This window comes from Streptomyces sp. LS1784 (assembly GCF_020103755.1).
Classification (GTDB): Bacteria; Actinomycetota; Actinomycetes; order Streptomycetales; family Streptomycetaceae; genus Kitasatospora.
In genome coordinates this window covers 1-15,851 of record NZ_JAHSQD010000148.1, presented here as the reverse complement: position 1 = coordinate 15,851, position 15,851 = coordinate 1, and the positions used below count along the sequence as shown (strand labels likewise).

General features: G+C 71.9%; 16 protein-coding genes and 1 pseudogene. 9 read left to right on the top strand and 8 right to left on the bottom strand.

What is annotated here, in order from left to right; translation table 11 throughout:
• On the bottom strand, window positions 1-2,160 hold a 2,160-nt coding region (locus tag KS423_RS18855; RefSeq protein WP_224280716.1), incomplete at its 3' end, for an MMPL family transporter.
• Between the two features lie 221 nt (window positions 2,161-2,381).
• Between KS423_RS18855 and KS423_RS18850 the strand changes: the two genes are divergently transcribed.
• The 4 genes from KS423_RS18850 to KS423_RS18840 all read left to right on the top strand — a co-directional run bounded on the left by KS423_RS18850 (window position 2,382) and on the right by KS423_RS18840 (window position 5,127).
• The gene (locus KS423_RS18850) at window positions 2,382-3,707 is read left to right on the top strand and encodes a sensor histidine kinase (RefSeq protein ID WP_224280715.1); all 1,326 of its coding nucleotides are present in this window, start codon (window positions 2,382-2,384) and stop codon (window positions 3,705-3,707) included.
• A gap of 65 nt (window positions 3,708-3,772) precedes the next feature.
• The gene (locus tag KS423_RS18845; RefSeq protein WP_374119979.1) at window positions 3,773-4,459 is read left to right on the top strand and encodes a response regulator; all 687 of its coding nucleotides are present in this window, start codon (window positions 3,773-3,775) and stop codon (window positions 4,457-4,459) included.
• Between the two features lie 186 nt (window positions 4,460-4,645).
• Window positions 4,646-4,768 (top strand): hypothetical protein, encoded by a 123-nt coding sequence (locus tag KS423_RS47400; protein ID WP_263454995.1) that lies wholly within the window; start codon window positions 4,646-4,648, stop codon window positions 4,766-4,768.
• Window positions 4,765-5,127 carry a DUF6262 family protein gene (locus KS423_RS18840; protein WP_224280714.1) on the top strand — a complete coding sequence of 121 codons (363 nt, stop codon included), beginning with the start codon at window positions 4,765-4,767 and terminating at the stop codon, window positions 5,125-5,127. Before KS423_RS47400 ends, KS423_RS18840 begins: the two co-directional genes overlap by 4 nt.
• 69 nt (window positions 5,128-5,196) lie before the next feature.
• Here KS423_RS18840 and KS423_RS18835 read toward each other — a convergent pair whose 3' ends face one another.
• Window positions 5,197-5,709 (bottom strand): NUDIX domain-containing protein, encoded by a 513-nt coding sequence (locus tag KS423_RS18835; RefSeq protein ID WP_224280713.1) that lies wholly within the window; start codon window positions 5,707-5,709, stop codon window positions 5,197-5,199.
• A gap of 126 nt (window positions 5,710-5,835) precedes the next feature.
• Here KS423_RS18835 and KS423_RS18830 point away from each other — a divergent pair, with 126 nt between their 5' ends.
• Entirely contained in the window at window positions 5,836-6,261 is a 426-nt protein-coding gene (locus KS423_RS18830) for an ATP-binding protein (protein WP_308020214.1), read from the top strand.
• A gap of 169 nt (window positions 6,262-6,430) precedes the next feature.
• Window positions 6,431-7,285, top strand: coding sequence for a serine hydrolase domain-containing protein (locus KS423_RS18825; RefSeq protein WP_308020213.1), 855 nt, complete (start codon window positions 6,431-6,433; stop codon window positions 7,283-7,285).
• A gap of 112 nt (window positions 7,286-7,397) precedes the next feature.
• On the opposite strand, the gene KS423_RS18820 is transcribed toward KS423_RS18825, so the two are convergent.
• Complete coding sequence (locus KS423_RS18820; protein ID WP_374119978.1) at window positions 7,398-7,766, bottom strand: heme-binding protein; 369 nt, start codon at window positions 7,764-7,766, stop codon at window positions 7,398-7,400.
• Window positions 7,767-7,872: 106 nt separating this feature from the next.
• Here KS423_RS18820 and KS423_RS18815 point away from each other — a divergent pair, with 106 nt between their 5' ends.
• On the top strand, window positions 7,873-8,700 hold the full coding sequence (locus KS423_RS18815) for an alpha/beta fold hydrolase (RefSeq protein WP_224280712.1): 828 nt from the start codon (window positions 7,873-7,875) through the stop codon (window positions 8,698-8,700).
• 1,038 nt (window positions 8,701-9,738) lie between these two features.
• Here KS423_RS18815 and KS423_RS18810 read toward each other — a convergent pair.
• From KS423_RS18810 to KS423_RS18790, 5 genes are all read right to left on the bottom strand, one after another.
• Entirely contained in the window at window positions 9,739-10,287 is a 549-nt protein-coding gene (locus KS423_RS18810; RefSeq protein ID WP_224280711.1) for a GNAT family N-acetyltransferase, read from the bottom strand.
• A 470-nt stretch (window positions 10,288-10,757) separates the two neighbouring features.
• The gene (locus KS423_RS18805) at window positions 10,758-11,375 is read right to left on the bottom strand and encodes a TetR/AcrR family transcriptional regulator (protein WP_224280710.1); all 618 of its coding nucleotides are present in this window, start codon (window positions 11,373-11,375) and stop codon (window positions 10,758-10,760) included.
• 10 nt (window positions 11,376-11,385) lie between these two features.
• Complete coding sequence (locus KS423_RS18800; RefSeq protein ID WP_224280709.1) at window positions 11,386-11,907, bottom strand: recombinase family protein; 522 nt, start codon at window positions 11,905-11,907, stop codon at window positions 11,386-11,388.
• A gap of 32 nt (window positions 11,908-11,939) precedes the next feature.
• Complete coding sequence (locus tag KS423_RS18795; RefSeq protein WP_224280708.1) at window positions 11,940-12,260, bottom strand: hypothetical protein; 321 nt, start codon at window positions 12,258-12,260, stop codon at window positions 11,940-11,942.
• 295 nt (window positions 12,261-12,555) lie between these two features.
• Complete coding sequence (locus KS423_RS18790; protein WP_224280707.1) at window positions 12,556-13,446, bottom strand: S41 family peptidase; 891 nt, start codon at window positions 13,444-13,446, stop codon at window positions 12,556-12,558.
• Window positions 13,447-14,235: 789 nt separating this feature from the next.
• Between KS423_RS18790 and KS423_RS48515 the strand changes: the two are divergent.
• Window positions 14,236-14,586, top strand: a pseudogene (locus tag KS423_RS48515) (transposase); the annotation flags it as partial.
• A gap of 276 nt (window positions 14,587-14,862) precedes the next feature.
• Window positions 14,863-15,851, top strand: a 989-nt coding sequence (locus tag KS423_RS18780) for a glycosyltransferase 87 family protein (protein WP_224280706.1), incomplete at its 3' end; no start/stop codon positions are given.

Sequence of the window (15,851 nt, the reverse complement as noted above, 5' to 3'; positions counted from 1 at the left end):
CGGGGCGGCATCCGCCGTCGGGGCCGGGGCCGGCCGTGCCGGCCACCACAGGGAGCGGCCGAGGAGAGCGGCCAGGGCCGGAACCACCGCCAGGGAGAGGACCAGGGCGGAGAGCAGGATGCCGAGGGTCAGCGAGAAGGCGATCTGCTCGCTGCCCGGGGTGGTGGCCAGGGTGGCGAACGAGCCGGCCAGGACGATGCCGGCCGTGGCGACGGCGGGCGCGGTGTGCCGGACGGCGCGGGCCACGGCGGCGCGGGGAGGGCCCGGTCGGTGCATCTCCTCGCGGATCCGGTCGGTGATGAGGATGTTGTAGTCGGTGCCCAGGGCCACGACGAACAGGAACAGCACCAGCGGGAGCGTGAAGGCGACGCCGGGCTTGCCCAGGCCGTGCTGGAACAGCAGCGCGGCGGCACCGAGGGTGGCGGCGAAGCCGAGGCCGACGGCGAGCATCAGGACCACCGGGGCGAGCAGGCTGCGCAGGAGCAGCAGCAGGATCAGGGCGATCAGGGCGGCCGCGACCGGGAAGACCACCCGCAGGTCGTGGTCGACGGCGGTGGAGATGTCGGCGAAGACCGCCGCCGTGCCGCCGACGTGGGCGCTCGTCCCGGCCGGGGTGTGCGCGGCGACCGCGGCACGGACCGGTCCGGAGGCCAGGTCGCGGGCCCGCTGACTCTGCGGGTCGGCGTTCAGGTAGAGGTCGATCCGGGCGGCGCGGCGGTCCTCGCTGAGGACGGTCCGGCCCACCTGGCCGACCCCCTCGACCCCCGTCAGGGCGCGGGAGAGGCCGTCGAACCGGCCGGCGTCGAGGGTGCCGCCGTCTGCGGCGACGAGGTAGACGCTCGTCGGGTCGGACACGCCGGCCGGCAGGGCGCGGGAGATCTCGGCGGCGGTGGCCGTGGCCGCCGTCGTGGTGCCGTCCGCCAGGCTGTAGTCCATCCGGACCCCGACCGCACCGGCGGCCAGTGCACCGAGCAGGGCGACGGAGGCCGCCAGCAGCGCCAGCGGCCGGCGGGCGACGAGGCCGCCGAAGCGGCCGGCGACGCCGTCCCGCGGAACCCGCTGCAGACCGCGCGAGGGCCAGAACATCCGGCGGCCGCAGGCGGCCAGCAGGGCGGGCATCAGGGTGAGGCTGCCCAGCAGCATGACCAGCACCGCGACGGCGATCGCCGGGCCGAGCGACCGGAACTGGCCGAAGGTCGCCACGCCCAGGGTGGCGAAGGCCGCGACGATGGTCAGCGCGGCGGAGGTGATCGCGGTGCCCACCCGGGCCGACACCTCGGCGGCGGCCTCCCGGGCGGGCTGGTCGGGCCGTGCCCGCAGGTGCTCGCGGAACCGGAAGAGCAGGAACAGCAGGTAGTCGACGCCGATGCCGAGCAAGACCACGGAGATCAGGCTCGGGGTGGAAGCGTCCAGCTTCAGTCCGGTGAGCGCCGCGGCGCCGGCCACGGCCCCGCCGGCCACGCCGCCGATCACGGCGACCGCGAGCAGCGGCAGCACGGCCGCGAGCACGCTGCGGAACACCAGCACGTTGAGCAGCACGATCAGCACCGTGACGAGGGAGCTGCCGACCAGGGCGGCGGTCCGGTTGGCGTCGGCGCTGTCGGAGGCCTGGGCCAGGCCCCCGGTGAACCCGGTGCGCATCCCGAGGTCGGCGAACCGCGCGCGGGCGTCGTCCCGGAAGGCCTTGTAGACGCCCCGCACCCCCTCCTCCATCGCGTTGCCGGTCAGCTCGACCGCGAGCAGTTCGAAGGTCCGGTCGGGCGCCACCGCGGCGGGCGCGATCCGGGGCGTCTGGGAGCGGTCGGGCACCAGGAGCTCCGGCTCCTCCTCCTTCCTCGGCATGACGACCCGGCGCTTGGCGAGCTTCGCCGCCTCGGCCTCGACCTGCTGCTGGTCGGCGACGGTCAGCGGCGAGCCGTCGGTCCGGGCGACCAGCACCGTGACCGTGGTGGCGTCCGGGTTCACGCCGAAGTTCTCCTCGGCGATCCGCAGCGCGGCCGCCGAGTCGTAGCTGCGCGGCAGGAAGTCCCCGCTCTGGGACCCGGTCACCCGGGCCATCAGCATCGGTGCCAGAACGGCCAGCCCCATGCCCAGTACCGCCCAGACGGCGATGACCTTCCATGCGTGTCTGGTGGAGAACCCGGTCAGTGCGCGGATCACGATTCCTCCGGCTGATGGACGCGAACGTCGGTGTCGGCGCCGGGGGTTCCCGGCGTACCCCCAGACCATCAGGACGAGGGGGTGCCGGGCGTCCTGGCAGCGGACGATCCGCGCCGGGGCCTGAGGTCCTCCGCCCGGGGCGGGACCGGGACCGTGGTCCTGGTCCGTCCTCCCGGCGTCGGCCGAGGGGACCACGTCCGGGCCGCCGGGCCGGTGCCAGAATGGCTGCGTCAGTGATCAACCAGGAGGACCAGATGGACGGGCGTCAGCGCTCCGGGGCGGCCGTGGACACGGACGGGCCGCCGAGGGGGCGTACGGGGAACGACCCCGGCGGACTGCCGGGACCGCGGACGGACGGACTGCCGGGACGGTGGACGGACGGGCTGCCGTGGACCCAGGCCGACGCCCTGGTGGCCGTCTGCGCCGGCACGCTCGACCTGCTCGGGCACCTGCTCCTCGGCCAGGTGGCCGGCGGCCGGGGCATCACCGTGCCGGTCTTCGCCCTGGTCGTCCTGTCGGGCCTGCCGCTGCTCGCCCGGCGCAGCCGCCCGCTGCCCGCGCTCGCCGCCGTCCTGCTCCTCCAGACGGCCATCGACCTCTCCAGCACCCCGCTCGGCACCCACTTCGGCGCCGTACTGACCGTGGCCCTGTTCGCCGTCGGCCGCACCTGCACCCTCCCGGTGACCGCGGCCGCCGTCGCGGCGACGGCGGTGGTGACTCCGCTCGGCCAGGGCCACTTCCACAACCTGACCTGGGAGGGGGTCCTCGCCGCGCCCCTGTCCGCCGCCCTGGTGGGCGGCACCGGCCTGGCGGTCTCCCGCTGGCAGCGGGAGGTGGCCGCCAACCGCCGGCTGCTGGCCGACCGCGCGGTCGCCGAGGAGCGCCGCCGCATCGCGAGGGAACTGCACGACATCGTGGCCCACCACATCACCACCATGCAGCTGATGGCCGGCGGCGCCCGTGCCAACCTCGGCAACCCTGAGGTGGTCCGGGACGCGCTGGTGACCCTGGAGTCCTCGGGACGGCTGGCCCTGCGCGAGATGCGCCAGTTGCTGAACGTCCTGCGCGCCGGTGACGAGCCTGACGCCGCCCCGCCGCTGCCCCAGCCCTCGGCGGAGGAGGTCGACCGGCTGGTGGACGAGTCCTGCCTGGCCGGGCTGCCGACCGCGTACACCGTCGACGGGCCCCGGCGCCCGCTACCGCCGACCGTCGGCCTGACCGTCTTCCGGATCGTCCAGGAAGCCCTCACCAACGCCCGCAAGTACGCCGGCCCGGCCCGGGCGTCCGTCCGCCTGGCGTACCACCCCGACCGGGTCACCGTCGAAGTGCGGGACGACGGCGGCGGCGTCCCCGTACCGGAGGGCGCCCCGGGCGCAGGCCCGGCGGGGTACGGCCTGATCGGCATGCGCGAACGCGTCGCCCTGCACGGCGGCACCCTGGAGACCGGTCCCCAGCCGGGCGGCGGCTTCGCCGTGGTGGCCGAACTGCCGCTGTCCCCCACCGAATCGGCCGAGGCCGCCCTCCAGCACGGCGGGGCCCTCCGGTGACCGGCACGGCGAGCGGCGCCGGGCCCGTGCCGGCAGGCGGCGCCGGGCCCGCCCCGGCGATCAAGGTGCTCATCGTGGACGACCAGCCGCTGGTCCGCCGCGGCCTGTCGCTGATCCTCTCCCCCGACCCCACCCTCGCGGTGGTCGGCGAGGCCGAGGACGGGGAGCGGGCCGTGGCCGCCGCCCTGCGGCTGCACCCCGACGTCGTGGTGATGGACATCCGGATGCCCGTCCTGGACGGCGTCGGCGCGACGGAGGAGCTGGCCCGCGTCCTGCCCGGCTGCCGCGTGCTCGCCCTCAGCACCTTCGACATGGACGAGTACGTGGTGGCCGCGCTGCGCGCCGGTGCCCACGGGTTCCTGCCCAAGGACGTCTCCCCGGAGGACCTGGGCGCGGCGATCCGGACGGTGCACGCCGGGGAGGCGGTGGTCGCTCCGCGCCTGCTCACCCGGCTGATCTCCGCCTACGTCCGGACCCCGGCGGCCGCCTCCCCGCCGCCGGCCGCCGTCGGAACGGGCGAGCTCACACCCCGGGAGGTCGAGGTGTGGCGGCTGATCGCCACCGGCCTCGACAACACGGCCATCTCGCTGGCCCTGGACATCAGCGTGTCGACCGTGAAGAACTACATCACCAGCATCTTCGGCAAGCTCGAGGTCCGGGACCGCGCCCAGGCGGTCATCGCGGCCTACGAATCCGGCCTGGTCACCGCCCGTACGGGGAACGGCGACCGGGCCGGAGGAGGGGTGCTCTAGAGAGCAGCGGAAGCGGCCGTCGCCGGGCGCAGAGCGCCGTGTCGAGCACGGCCTCGAAGTGCTCGACGCCCTTCGGCGCGGGCGCGACGTTCGCGGTGACGGCGACGGTGGCGGCACGGACATCCGATGCCCGAAGACAACGTCTGACTCCTCCAGCGGCGGGCCGAGCACGCGGCCCTCACCAAGTTGCTGGACACCCTCCGCGCCAAGCCCGGACGCGCCGTCCAGGGCGCCGGCTGCGGCGCCGCCCCCACCGGCCCCGTCCCGCTCACCCTCGACCTGAACCGTCACCGAAGGACCCGGCCATGACCGACGACGCCCGCGCCAAGCGCGCCCGGAAACTTGCCACCGCAGCGAAGGCCGAGTCCCCGGCCAGGACTGCCGCAGCAGAGAAGGCGATCCGCATCCTGGTCAAACGCGGTGAGCCGATCACCTTCCAGGCTGTCCAGCGCGAGGCCGCCGTCTCCCACGCCTTCCTCTACAACCACCCAGACCTGCGAGGACGCATCGAACGACTCCGGGCCCAAGCCCGCTCCGCTCCCGCACCGCCACCTCCGGCGGACGAACAGAGCAAGCTCGTTCGCGCACTGACCGGCCAGATCACCCGCTTGACGAAGCTTGACGAAGTAGCACCGAGAAGATGTACAGGCCCTGCGGGACACACTTGAGCAAGCCCACGGCGAGAACCTCGACCTCCGACGCGAACGCGCCCGCCGCGGCGGAGTCACAGCAGTCGCTCAGTGAATGCCGACCCGATCAGCCATCCATGCCGCGTGCTGACGGATGCGGGAGAGATCGTCGGGAAAGCAGCTTTCCCAGCCCTCGTCCAGACGCATCCATGCCACCGGCTGTCCGGCCTCTGCGACCAATGGGGTTGCTGCATCATGGACCGCGGCATACGACAACCCGAGAGTGACGGGAAGGTCGGGGTGATAGGAGCGAACCGCAACGGCTGCCGGCTCGGGCAGCAGTTCCGCCCGAAGGCCCGTCTCTTCGAAGAGCTCCCGGATCGCGCCCTCGCGCGGCGTCTCCCCGGCCTCGACCTTCCCGCCGGGCGGAACCCACCCCCGCCACTGGTGCTTCACCAACACCACCCGAGCAAGGTCCTCATCGAACACCCAGACCTCGGCTCCAAGAGGCTCCATCGGCCCTTGCCTGGCAGCGGCCAGCCACTGGCGGGCCCCGTCAAACTCGGCCACCGCCCGCCGGGCATCGATGACCGCCGCCTCGACGGCACGCTCGTCGACCACATTCCGATCCATCGGGCCAACATACGGTGACCCACCGACATCGAAGTCACGTCGCATCGATCTCATGAACGTCTCAACCAGCGGAAGTATGCGGAATCCGAACGCGAACCGTTGACAACGACCGGGGTGGGCAAGACCCACGTCGCCCGGGCCCTCGGGCACCTCGCCATCCGTCTGGGAGCCAACGTCCGCTTCGCCAAGACCAGCCGCGTCCTGGCCGAGCTGGCCGGCGGCCATGCGGACCGCACCTGGGACAAGCGGATGCGCGAGCTGATCCGCCCCGACGTCCTGATCCTGGACGACTTCGCGATGCGCCAGCTGAGCGCGGCCCAGGCCGACGACCTCTACGAGCTGGTCAGCGAACGCCAGGGCCGTTCTCTGCTCATCACCAGCAACCGGGCGCCCAGCGACTGGTATCCGCTCTTCCCCAGCCCTGTCGCCGCCGAGTCACTGCTGGACCGGCTGATCAACACCAGCCGCCAGGTGATCATGAACGGCCCCAGCTGCCGGCCGAACAAGCGCCCCAAGAACCCTTCCGAGAAGGGAAGTTAGCCGGTGACGGTGCCCCCCAGAGGCTCAGGCGCTGGGCGGGTAGGCGTCGTGGGACTGCGGATCCCACAGGACCAATCGGTACTCCCCGGCAAGCTCCTCGATCGCCTTGATCGCGGCGTCACTCTTGGAGGAGTAGCTCAGGCGCCTGTTCGGCGGCGTCGGAGTAAACGTGCAATGGCGCCGGTGCCTGCTGCTGTTCGGGCTGGTCGGTCACCGGTCACTGCGGCTGGGCCTCGACGCGCCCGTCGAGACCTACCTGCCGGGCCTCGTCCGCGGGAACGGCATCGACAGGCGGAACATCACCGTCCGTCAGGTCCTCCAGCACACCAGCGGGCTCCCGGACTACCTCAAGGGCGATGTCCCGCCCCGCTACTACGAGCCGCGCGAACTCCTCGACACCGCGCTGCGGTTCAAGGCCGACTTCGCCCCGGGCGACCGGTTCAAGTACAGCAACACGAACTACATCGTGGCCGGCCTGATCATCCAACGGGTCTCCGGCCGCCCGATCGCGGCGGAGATCGACCGCCGCATCATCAAGCACATCGGCCTGCGCCACACCTACTTCCCCGCCCCTGGTGACACGACCATCCGCGAGCCGCACCCCAAGGGCTACTACCGGGACACCCCGGACGCGCCGCTGCGCGACGTCACGGAAACGGACCCGTCCTTCGGCTGGGCGGCCGGTCAGATGATCTCCACCAACTCCGACCTCAACCAGTTCTTCTCCGAACTCCTCCACGGCGACCTGCTCCGGCCCGCCCAGCTCGCCGAGATGAAGAAGACCGTCCCCGCCGAGAACCTCGGCCCCAGCGCCGCTTACGGGCTCGGGCTCGTGAGCAGGCCCCTGCCCTGCGGCGGGGGCCGCTACTGGGGCCACGGCGGCAGTTTCCCGGGCTACGAGACCCGGGGCGGCGTCACGGAGGACGGCAGCGCTGCGGCGGACATCGCGGTGACGACGCAGCCGTCCGACCCGACCGCCATGACGCACGTCGAGGGCCTCGTGGAAGCGGCGCTCTGCCGCTGAGACCGCCAACGTCCCGCTGCCGGGACCGCCCGGCACCGGGGCACCCGGCACACTTCGGTGCCGGGCGGCCGCAGGCGACGCAGGTCCGGTGCCGTTTCCTGCGGGGTGCGGGTCAGCGGGCAAGTTCGTCCGGCGCGGCGGTGGCGAAGGCGTGGTCCTGCTCGGGGGCGCCGCCGCCGATGCCGAGGGCGGCGACCAGCCGGCCGTCGCCGCGTACGGGGACGCCTCCGACGATGAACAGCAGCGGACGGTCCAGCGCAGTGGGCAGGGAGTGGAACGGCCCGTCGGACTTGGCGAGGTCGACCAGGTCGGCGGTCGGCGCGTCGAGCTGGAGCACGGTGTAGGCCTTGCGGGTGCTGATCGACTGATCAGCCGCTGCCCGGACCGGTGAAGGCCTCCCCGGTGCGGCCGGCGCCGATCGGGTGACGGACAGGAGCAGCCGCGTAGTCCGGCTTGCGGGCCCGGTCCGCGCTCGCAGGATTGGCTCTGGGGAGCGCCGGACCGTCGCCCGTCCTACGGCTCTCCTCGCTCCGTGCGACAGACCGAGCGGACCCGGGCGGCCGGTGGACCCGACAAGAAAGAACGCCATGCCTACTGTGACCACGCGTGACGGTGTCGAGATCTTCTACAAGGACTGGGGCGCCGGACGACCGGTCGTCTTCATCCACGGCTGGCCGCTGAACGCGGACGCCTGGGAGGACCAGATGAAGCTGGTCGCGGACCACGGCTTTCGCGGCATCGCCCACGACCGCCGGGGCCACGGCCGCTCCGGCCAGCCCTGGGACGGCTACGACTTCGACACCTTCGCCGACGATCTGAACGACCTGTTCACCGCGCTCGACCTGCGGGACGCGACCCTGGTCGCCCACTCCATGGGCGGCGGCGAGCTCGCCCGCTACATCGGACGCCACGGCACCGCCCGGATCAGCAGAGCCGTCCTGCTCTCGGCGATCCCGCCGCTGATGATCAGGACGGACAGCAACCCCGACGGCGTGCCCGCCGAGGTGTTCGAGGGCATCAGGGCGGGCGTCCTCAAGGAACGCTCGCAGTTCTGGAAGGACCTCGCACCGGCGTTCTTCGGCGCCAACCGCCCGGGCAGCCAGGTCACGCAGGGCAACCGTGACGCCTACTGGCTGATGGCCATGCACCAGAGCATCAAGGCCGGCGTGGACTGCGTGACCGCCTTCGCCGAAACGGACTTCACCGAGGACCTGAAGAAGTTCGACATCCCCACCCTCGTCGTCCACGGCGACGACGACCAGATCGTGCCGATCGACACCACCGGCCGCAAGGCCGCGCAGCTCATCCCGAACGCCGTGCTCAAGGTCTACGAGGGCGGCTCCCACGGCATCGCCCTCGTCCCCGGTGAGAAGGAGAGGTTCAACCAGGACCTCCTGGAGTTCCTCCAGGGCTGAGACCGGCAGCGCTCGTCGACCGGGACGCCGGTTCGCCCCGGGTGCGGCCTTCGTGCCGCGCCCAGGCGCCGGCATCGGGGGCGAAGTACCGTCGCGACGAAGAACGAGCACTTCCGCTGGATGCTGCAGCGCGCGATCGACGCCGGGATCCCGTTCGCGCCGGTCCTTGCGCGTATCCGGTGACCGGCCCGTACCCCGCGGGCCCGGGGTCCCGCAGATCCATGGACCAGGGTGGCGGAGCGCTCTTCGCCGCCCCGTCTCCCTACCACGGACATATCGGGAGGACAAGGGCCTTCACCGGGGAAATCCGGGCGGGACAACGTGCTGGTCAAGGGGCAGGACAAGGGGTTCGGTCAGACGGCGGACAAGGGGCCGGTGTGCAGAGTCGGCGGCGCCTGGGCCGGCGCCCGGGCGCCGGAACTGGCCGAAGCACTCAGCTGTAGCGGCGGCGATGCCGTCGTACGACTCTCCCCGTCCGTGGTTCCGGTCCTGGAAGCGACGTCTCAGATCGACATCGCCTCCTACTCCCTCGCGCCGGTCATCGCCGCAACCACCTGCAGGTGGTTGCATGCGGATGGCGGAGACGCGGTGGAGGAGGAGGCGAACGGCGACGGGGCCGACTCGGACGACATCGGGGGCGAGGGCCCCTCCCCGACAGGAACGGCGGACTTGCGGCCCGCCCCCACCGACGGGCTTCTCGATCGCTACCGTCAGATCGCCGGCCGGCCGGTAGTGGTCCCACATGCCGGGAGTGTGCAGGGAGCCGCCCTGTCCGGTCTCCCCCGCCCACCGGGCTCCGGACAATTCGGGGCGGACTCGGCCGCAGCTGTCGGCGGACTCGACGGAGTGCTCCACCAGGCCGAATTGGTCGGCCCACCACAGCACTCTCCTCATCGGAATCGGGGTCTGAGAGGCGCAGGCCAGGAGGAGGACCGGCACCGAGTCCTACCGCTACCAAGCCATCGCCGCCGAACACGCCAAGCAGGGCGCCTGACCGGCGGTCGGAAAAACCTGCGCGGTCGTCGACCGCGGAGCGGATCAATCGGACGGCGTGAGCGAAGACCACACGCCGAACCACTGCTCGGCGCCCCACGCCTCGAACCGTTCCAGCTCGGTGAACCCCAGCTTCGCCGCGAGGCGCATCGAGCCGGCGTTGGCGGTCTGGGTGTAGAGCACCACCGGCTCACCGGGCAGCGTGCCGGCAAACCAGTCGAGTGCCGCCGTACACGCCTCGGTGGCGTACCCGTGGCCCCACGCCTGCGGTAGGAACAGGTAGCCGAGCTCCGTCTCCCCAGCCTCCAGACGGCGACTACTCGCACTCTCGGGGGCGTGCGGTTTGAGCTGGACCGTGCCGATCATCGCTCCGTCGAGCTCGACCACGAACCAGCCACGGCGCTGCCCGGGCACCTCGGGCACCGCGCGTTCGAGCTCGGCGCGCGGTCGAGGGCCACCAAGGTAGGTGTTCACCTCCGGCGAGGCGTTCAGCTCGATGACCGCCGCGCGGTCCCGGGCCTCGGACTCGCGGAGTACGAGCCGCTCGGTCTTGATCGGGGCAGGTGGCCAGGCGAGGGGTCTGGGGTCAGCCATGCCAGCCAACCTAGCCAGCAGGCCCGGAAACGATCAAGACGCGCGGACCGATCAAGCCACCGGCCCGACCCTCGCCCTCACCAACGGGGCCGGGCCCTACACACCACGCCTGTCAGGGACGTGACCCGCTTGACACCTGCGCATGGCAACCACCCGGCCTGCCCCGAGCCGGGGCAGGCCGGGTGGTTGCCATGCGGGTGCGAGCGGCAGAGCTTGACCGTGATGGGCCTCAGGCCTACAAAGCCATCCTGGCGTTGGACGGCGGCGGCTTCCTAACCAGCGGGGTCCGCACAAGCGGGGGGTAGCGGCGCGCGAGCTGTGTTGGTTCGAGCGTGCGAGGGACGAGGAGCGGAGCGGACCTTGTGACGCTCGCCGCAGAAGGACCTTCCGTCGTCTGACAGGGGCGCACGGAGGCGGGTACCGCCGCCCCAGCCAGGACCGGGAGAACCCGGATACCAGCCCTGACTCTGTCAAGGAGCGAGTTCGGTTTGGCGAAGTCTGCGGAATACCGCCGGAGTCGTCCATCCGCGCAGCGTGGCGTGGATCGTCGATCGGAACGCCGCCTGTGCTGTGGGGGCGTCGAAGGCCCCGGCGAGTTCAAGTGTCACAAGCCCGTGCAGGGTCACCCAGAGTGAGAGGGCGATCGACGTTGCTGGGCCGTCGAGGACGGACTCTGTCACGGCCCGGTCGATCGCCGCGGTGAGCGGCCGAATGGGGTCACTCGTACCGACCGCTCCTGACGGTTTGAAGGACTGCACTCCACCGAACAGCACTGAGTACAGGTTGTTGTGTTCGCGTCCCCATCGCCGGTATGCCACGGCCAGTGCGTAGATGTCGGCGAGGGGGTCCTCGGAGGTCGGCACCGCCGTCACGGCCTTGAACAGGCTGGTGACGGCTTCATCGCGCACCGCACCGATCAACCCGTCCTTGCCACCGAACAGGGAGTACACCGCCGTTGTCGACGTCTCGGCGGCAGCGGCCACGGCGCGGACCGTGACCGACTCCCGCGGACGGGTGGCGAGCATCTCGGTCGCGCACACCACAAGCCGCTCTTTGACGGCCTCGTCGTTTGTTCTTGGCCTACCCACGACCAGAAGCCTACCCCCTCTGATAACGTCGTTTTGAAACAGTGTTCCGAAACTTTGGGGGTCCACCTTGCCCACGTCTGCCATACGCCTGGCCGGCCGCCTGCTGCTGGCCCTGGCCGACACCGAACCGGGCCAGCCGATCTTCATGTGTCACCCGAACCACCGTCACCGCCCCATTGGCAACCGCAGCGAGGAGCTTGTTCAGGCCGGGCCGGTCCTCACGCAGACCGGAAGCCCGGTCCCGGAACACCTTCACGACCTCGCCGGTGGCGGTGGCGCGCAGTTCGGCCTCCTGCGCCTCCAGAGAGGACTCCTGACCGGTCGAGCCAGACACGCGAACGTACAGGCCCTCAAGGCGGATCCGGCCACCGCCACCCGCGGAGACCTTCATCGCCTCCACATCAACAGAGGAGAACCGGCGCTCACGACCAACCCAAGTCACCGGGATATTCCCCGAATTCGCCAACAGACGAAGCGTCACCGGGTGAACACCCAGGCGCTCGGCGGCTTTTGACAGCCGGAGAAGTTCCACACATGCACCATAAGATCACTCAGGATCGTTACTCAATCTGTGAGCCTCTCGCGGACGCATAAGCCCTCTTGTGCAAGTGGCCGTTGCACCGACTGCTCGGAGGCGGTGATGCCGAAGGCCGACCCCTTCCCGATGTGCGCCCGCCTACAACTCGGGGCCGCGGCGTCCATGGCCCGGACGTCGGGGCCGAGGACGGCGCGGTCGAAGTGCTCCAGGACGGCCAGGTTCCGGCCGCCCGCGCGGAGGCAGCGGCCGGCGGCCGGCGTCGCGTCCCAGATGTTGCCGGGGTCCGCCCGGCCGTCACCCGTGCCGTCCACGCGCCAGGCGGCCCAGGCCGAGGGGATGAACTGCATCGGTCCGACCGACCTGGTCCCACACCGCGCTGCCGCCGTGCCGGCCTCCCACCGCGCCGGCAATGGCCTCGGAGCCTTCCCGTCAAGGAGAGGGCCGAGGCCCGGCCGGCAGGTGGTGCGCGTCGCACGCCGTGGACCGCAGCCGCGCCCCGGTGACAGCCGGGAGAACGGACGCCTCCACGCGCGCCGCTGCGGTGAACCGCCGCCTGCTCTGCCGCCCGGCGAGGTGGCGGGCGACGGCTCCCTCATCGCCCGCCGAACCCCGCCTGACCGGCCGGCTCTCTCCTGGGTGCGCTCAGCCGAGCCGAGTGCGCAGGTGTCCCAGTGCCGCCTCCAGCGCGTCCTCGGCCGCGACGGGCAGGTCGGGCTCGACGCCGACGCCCTCCCAGTTGGTGCCGGTGACCGGGTTGATCGAGCGGGCGGCGGGGACGGTCACGGCGACGTGCGGGGCGACCGGAATACGATCCGTGGGGTGGGCACCGCCCCGGGTGGTTTGGCCCACCACGGTGGCACGCCCCAGCACCTTCAGGTTGTACGTCAGCTCCTCTCCCCCGGAGAAGGTGAAGTCGCTGGTCAGCACCGCGACCGGACGGTCCAGGTAACGGGGGGCGGCGAGGTCCCCCAGGGTCCAGTACTGGCGGATGGAGTCGGTGGCCCGCTGATAGATGTCGTTCAGGTGCACCTCCGCGTCCGGGAAGAAGTAGCTGCACCACAGCTGCACACCCTCCGGTGAACCGCCCCGGCACTGCCGCAGGTCAATGACCAACGCCTCGGTGGGAGCGAGCAGTTGCATCGCCGCGGCAATCGCGGGACCCCCAGGCCCGGCCGGGGCGATCATGCGCAGATCGAGGTAGCCGATGTTGCCGTCGAGCTGTTCCACCCGCCGCACGCCGTAGTTGCTCTCCCGGGCGTACTGCGCGAAACGGGCGCGGGCGACCTCCTGCGGCTCCTCGTCCATCGGCTGCGCCTCCTCGCTCCACAGCAGCCGCAGATGCTTGTCGGGGCAGACCTGCTGGAGGTCCAGCGTGACCTGCTCGCACAACTCCCGTTCTTCCAGGCCCTGGTACGCGCCTTCTGCCAGCCGGCACCGGATCGCCGCGTCGATGGCAGCCGTCCGTTCGGGGAACACGTAACCGGCGGTGATCCGGGCGAGCGCGGCGTCGAGTATCTCGTGATGAGTCGTCATGGGTGTGAGGATAGGTCCCGGCCGAACGAGCACCCATCGGATTTCCCGGCCGCTTCCACCGCCACTGCCATCGCCCTGGCGACACGCCGGACGGGGCACGGACTGCCCATCCGAAGGGCCCCTGCTGCCGAGGCCTGCCAGGGCGAAGGTTGACGGACTGCTGGAAAGGGACGAGCCCGGCGCCCGGATTGCCGGCGTCCCTCCCCTCCCTCCCTGCGTCTCGGGTGCCGGCTGCACCACGGCAACCGGCAGCGCTCCCCGCGGTGTCGGGATCGACACTCTCCGACCGGCGCCCCGGGCACATCGACGCCCGGGCTGCTTCGGCTCGGGGTGTGGCAGTAGCGACGCCGCCATCACACACTGAGCCGACCACACGATGTCAACCACCGGCAGGAGGCACCGCATTGAGCACGCCGAGCAGGCAGACGACCTCCGTCGCGACAGCGGTACGGACCGGGGCTTGCGGCCTGGCGGCACGGACCGGACGGCGCTTCGGCATACCAGTCCGTGATCACGAACCCACCGCGTTGTAACGGACTCCATGCCAGGTTGGCCGGCCTGGTGCCCGGCATCCGGGGAAGCGAGCAGTCTGTTCGACCGGTACACCCTCCACGACCTCGCCCAGCTCTTCGACAGCCAACCCCCGGGGCCCGAAGGCCGGTACGTGAGGATGCGCTCCGCCCTGGCCGAGTGCGACCAGCAGGCGACCACACTGCAACGGCTCGCTCTGGCTCTGGCAGGCCGGGCCGGCTCCCGCCTGGCCGAGACCTTCGCGGTCCCGGTGAGCCGATCCACGCTCCTGCGGCTGATACGCGCCTGCCCGATCCGGCGCCCGCGGTACCGCGCGTGCTGGGCATCGACGAGTTCGCCCTTCGCAAGGGCCACCTCCATGCCACCGTCCTCGTCGATATCGAGACCCGCCGTGCAGTCGACCTGCTGCCCGCGACCGGTCGGCCTCCTCGGACCGGCAAACACCATGTGTTCGCGATCAACCCGATGGCCGCCGCCCGGTACCGCGACCGGCACGCCGTCTCCGGCAAGAAGTCCGACCCCGGCGACGCCCTCGCGCTCGCGAACATCCTGCGCACCGACATGCACGCCCACCGGTCCCTGCCCGCCGACAGCGACCTCACCCGAGCCGACCTGCACGTCCACCCCGACGGCGAGCCCGGCAACGGCAGCAGCGTGCCCGGCCCGGACATCACCTTCCACGCCGTCGCCCCGATCTCCGGCCCGTACCGGCTCTGCCTCGACTTCAAGCACGGCGACCTGGTCCGCACCGCCGAGTTCACCGCCGTCGCCACCGGCTGAGGCGCCGGCCGGGGCGGCAGGGGGCCGACCCGGGGCTCCGGCGGTCCGCGGAAGCGGCGCCGGGCCGTTGTCATCCGTTTCCGGCGGGTGGGACGTCCTGGGGTTATGAACCGCCAACCAGCCGCACCACGGCACGACGTCCGCGACGACCACCGGGGCACCGGGCCGGACCGGGGCGCCCCGCCCGCAGTCGCGGCCGACCGGACGGCCCTGGCCCTGACCGCGGTGGCGGCGGTGGCGTCCGCGCTGCTGGTCCGGTTCCTGCTGCTGGACCGCGTGTCCTCGGACTGGTTCTACTTCCTCGGCCCCTGGTACCGGTACATCACGGAGCAGGGCGGGTTCCGGGCCCTCGGCAACGCCCGCTTCTCGGACTACAACGTCCCCTACCTGTACCTGATGGCCGCCCTGACCTACCTGCCGGTGCCGGCCCTGGCGGGCGTCAAGTGCCTCTCGATCCTCTTCGACCTGGCGCTGGCGGCCTGCGCGTACCGCATCGTCTCGCTCGGGGCGCCGCACCGGCCCCGGCGGGCGCTCGCCGCGGCGGTGGTCGTGCTGTTCCTGCCCACGGTCGTGATCAACAGCGGCTGGTGGGCCCAGGCGGACGCGATCTTCACCGCCTTCCTGGTCGGCAGCGTCCTCCACCTCCTGCGCGGCCGCCCCTGGTGGGCCTGCGCGTTGTTCGGGATCGCCCTGGCCTTCAAGCTCCAGGCGGTCTTCCTGTTCCCGCTGCTGCTCGTCGCCGTCCTGACCCGGCGGATGCCGTGGCGGTGCCTGCTCGCCGTCCCGGCGGCCTACCTGGTGCTCGACGTCCCCGCCCTGCTGCTCGGCGCCGACCCCTGGCAGCTGCTGACGGTCTACGCCCGGCAGACCGGCACGTACCAGGACCTCACGCTCAACTCGCCGTCGGTCTACCAGTTCGTCTCGGTGCCGTACGGGGAGAGCGACCCGGTGCGCCGGACGGGCGTCCTGGTCGCGGGCGTGCTGGTGCTGACGCTGGTCGGGCTGGTGGTCCGGGCGGTCCGGCGCACCGGCGGGGCGCAGGCGCCGTGGCGCGGGGCAGAGCCGGGGAGCCCGGCGGCGGGCGACGGGCGGCC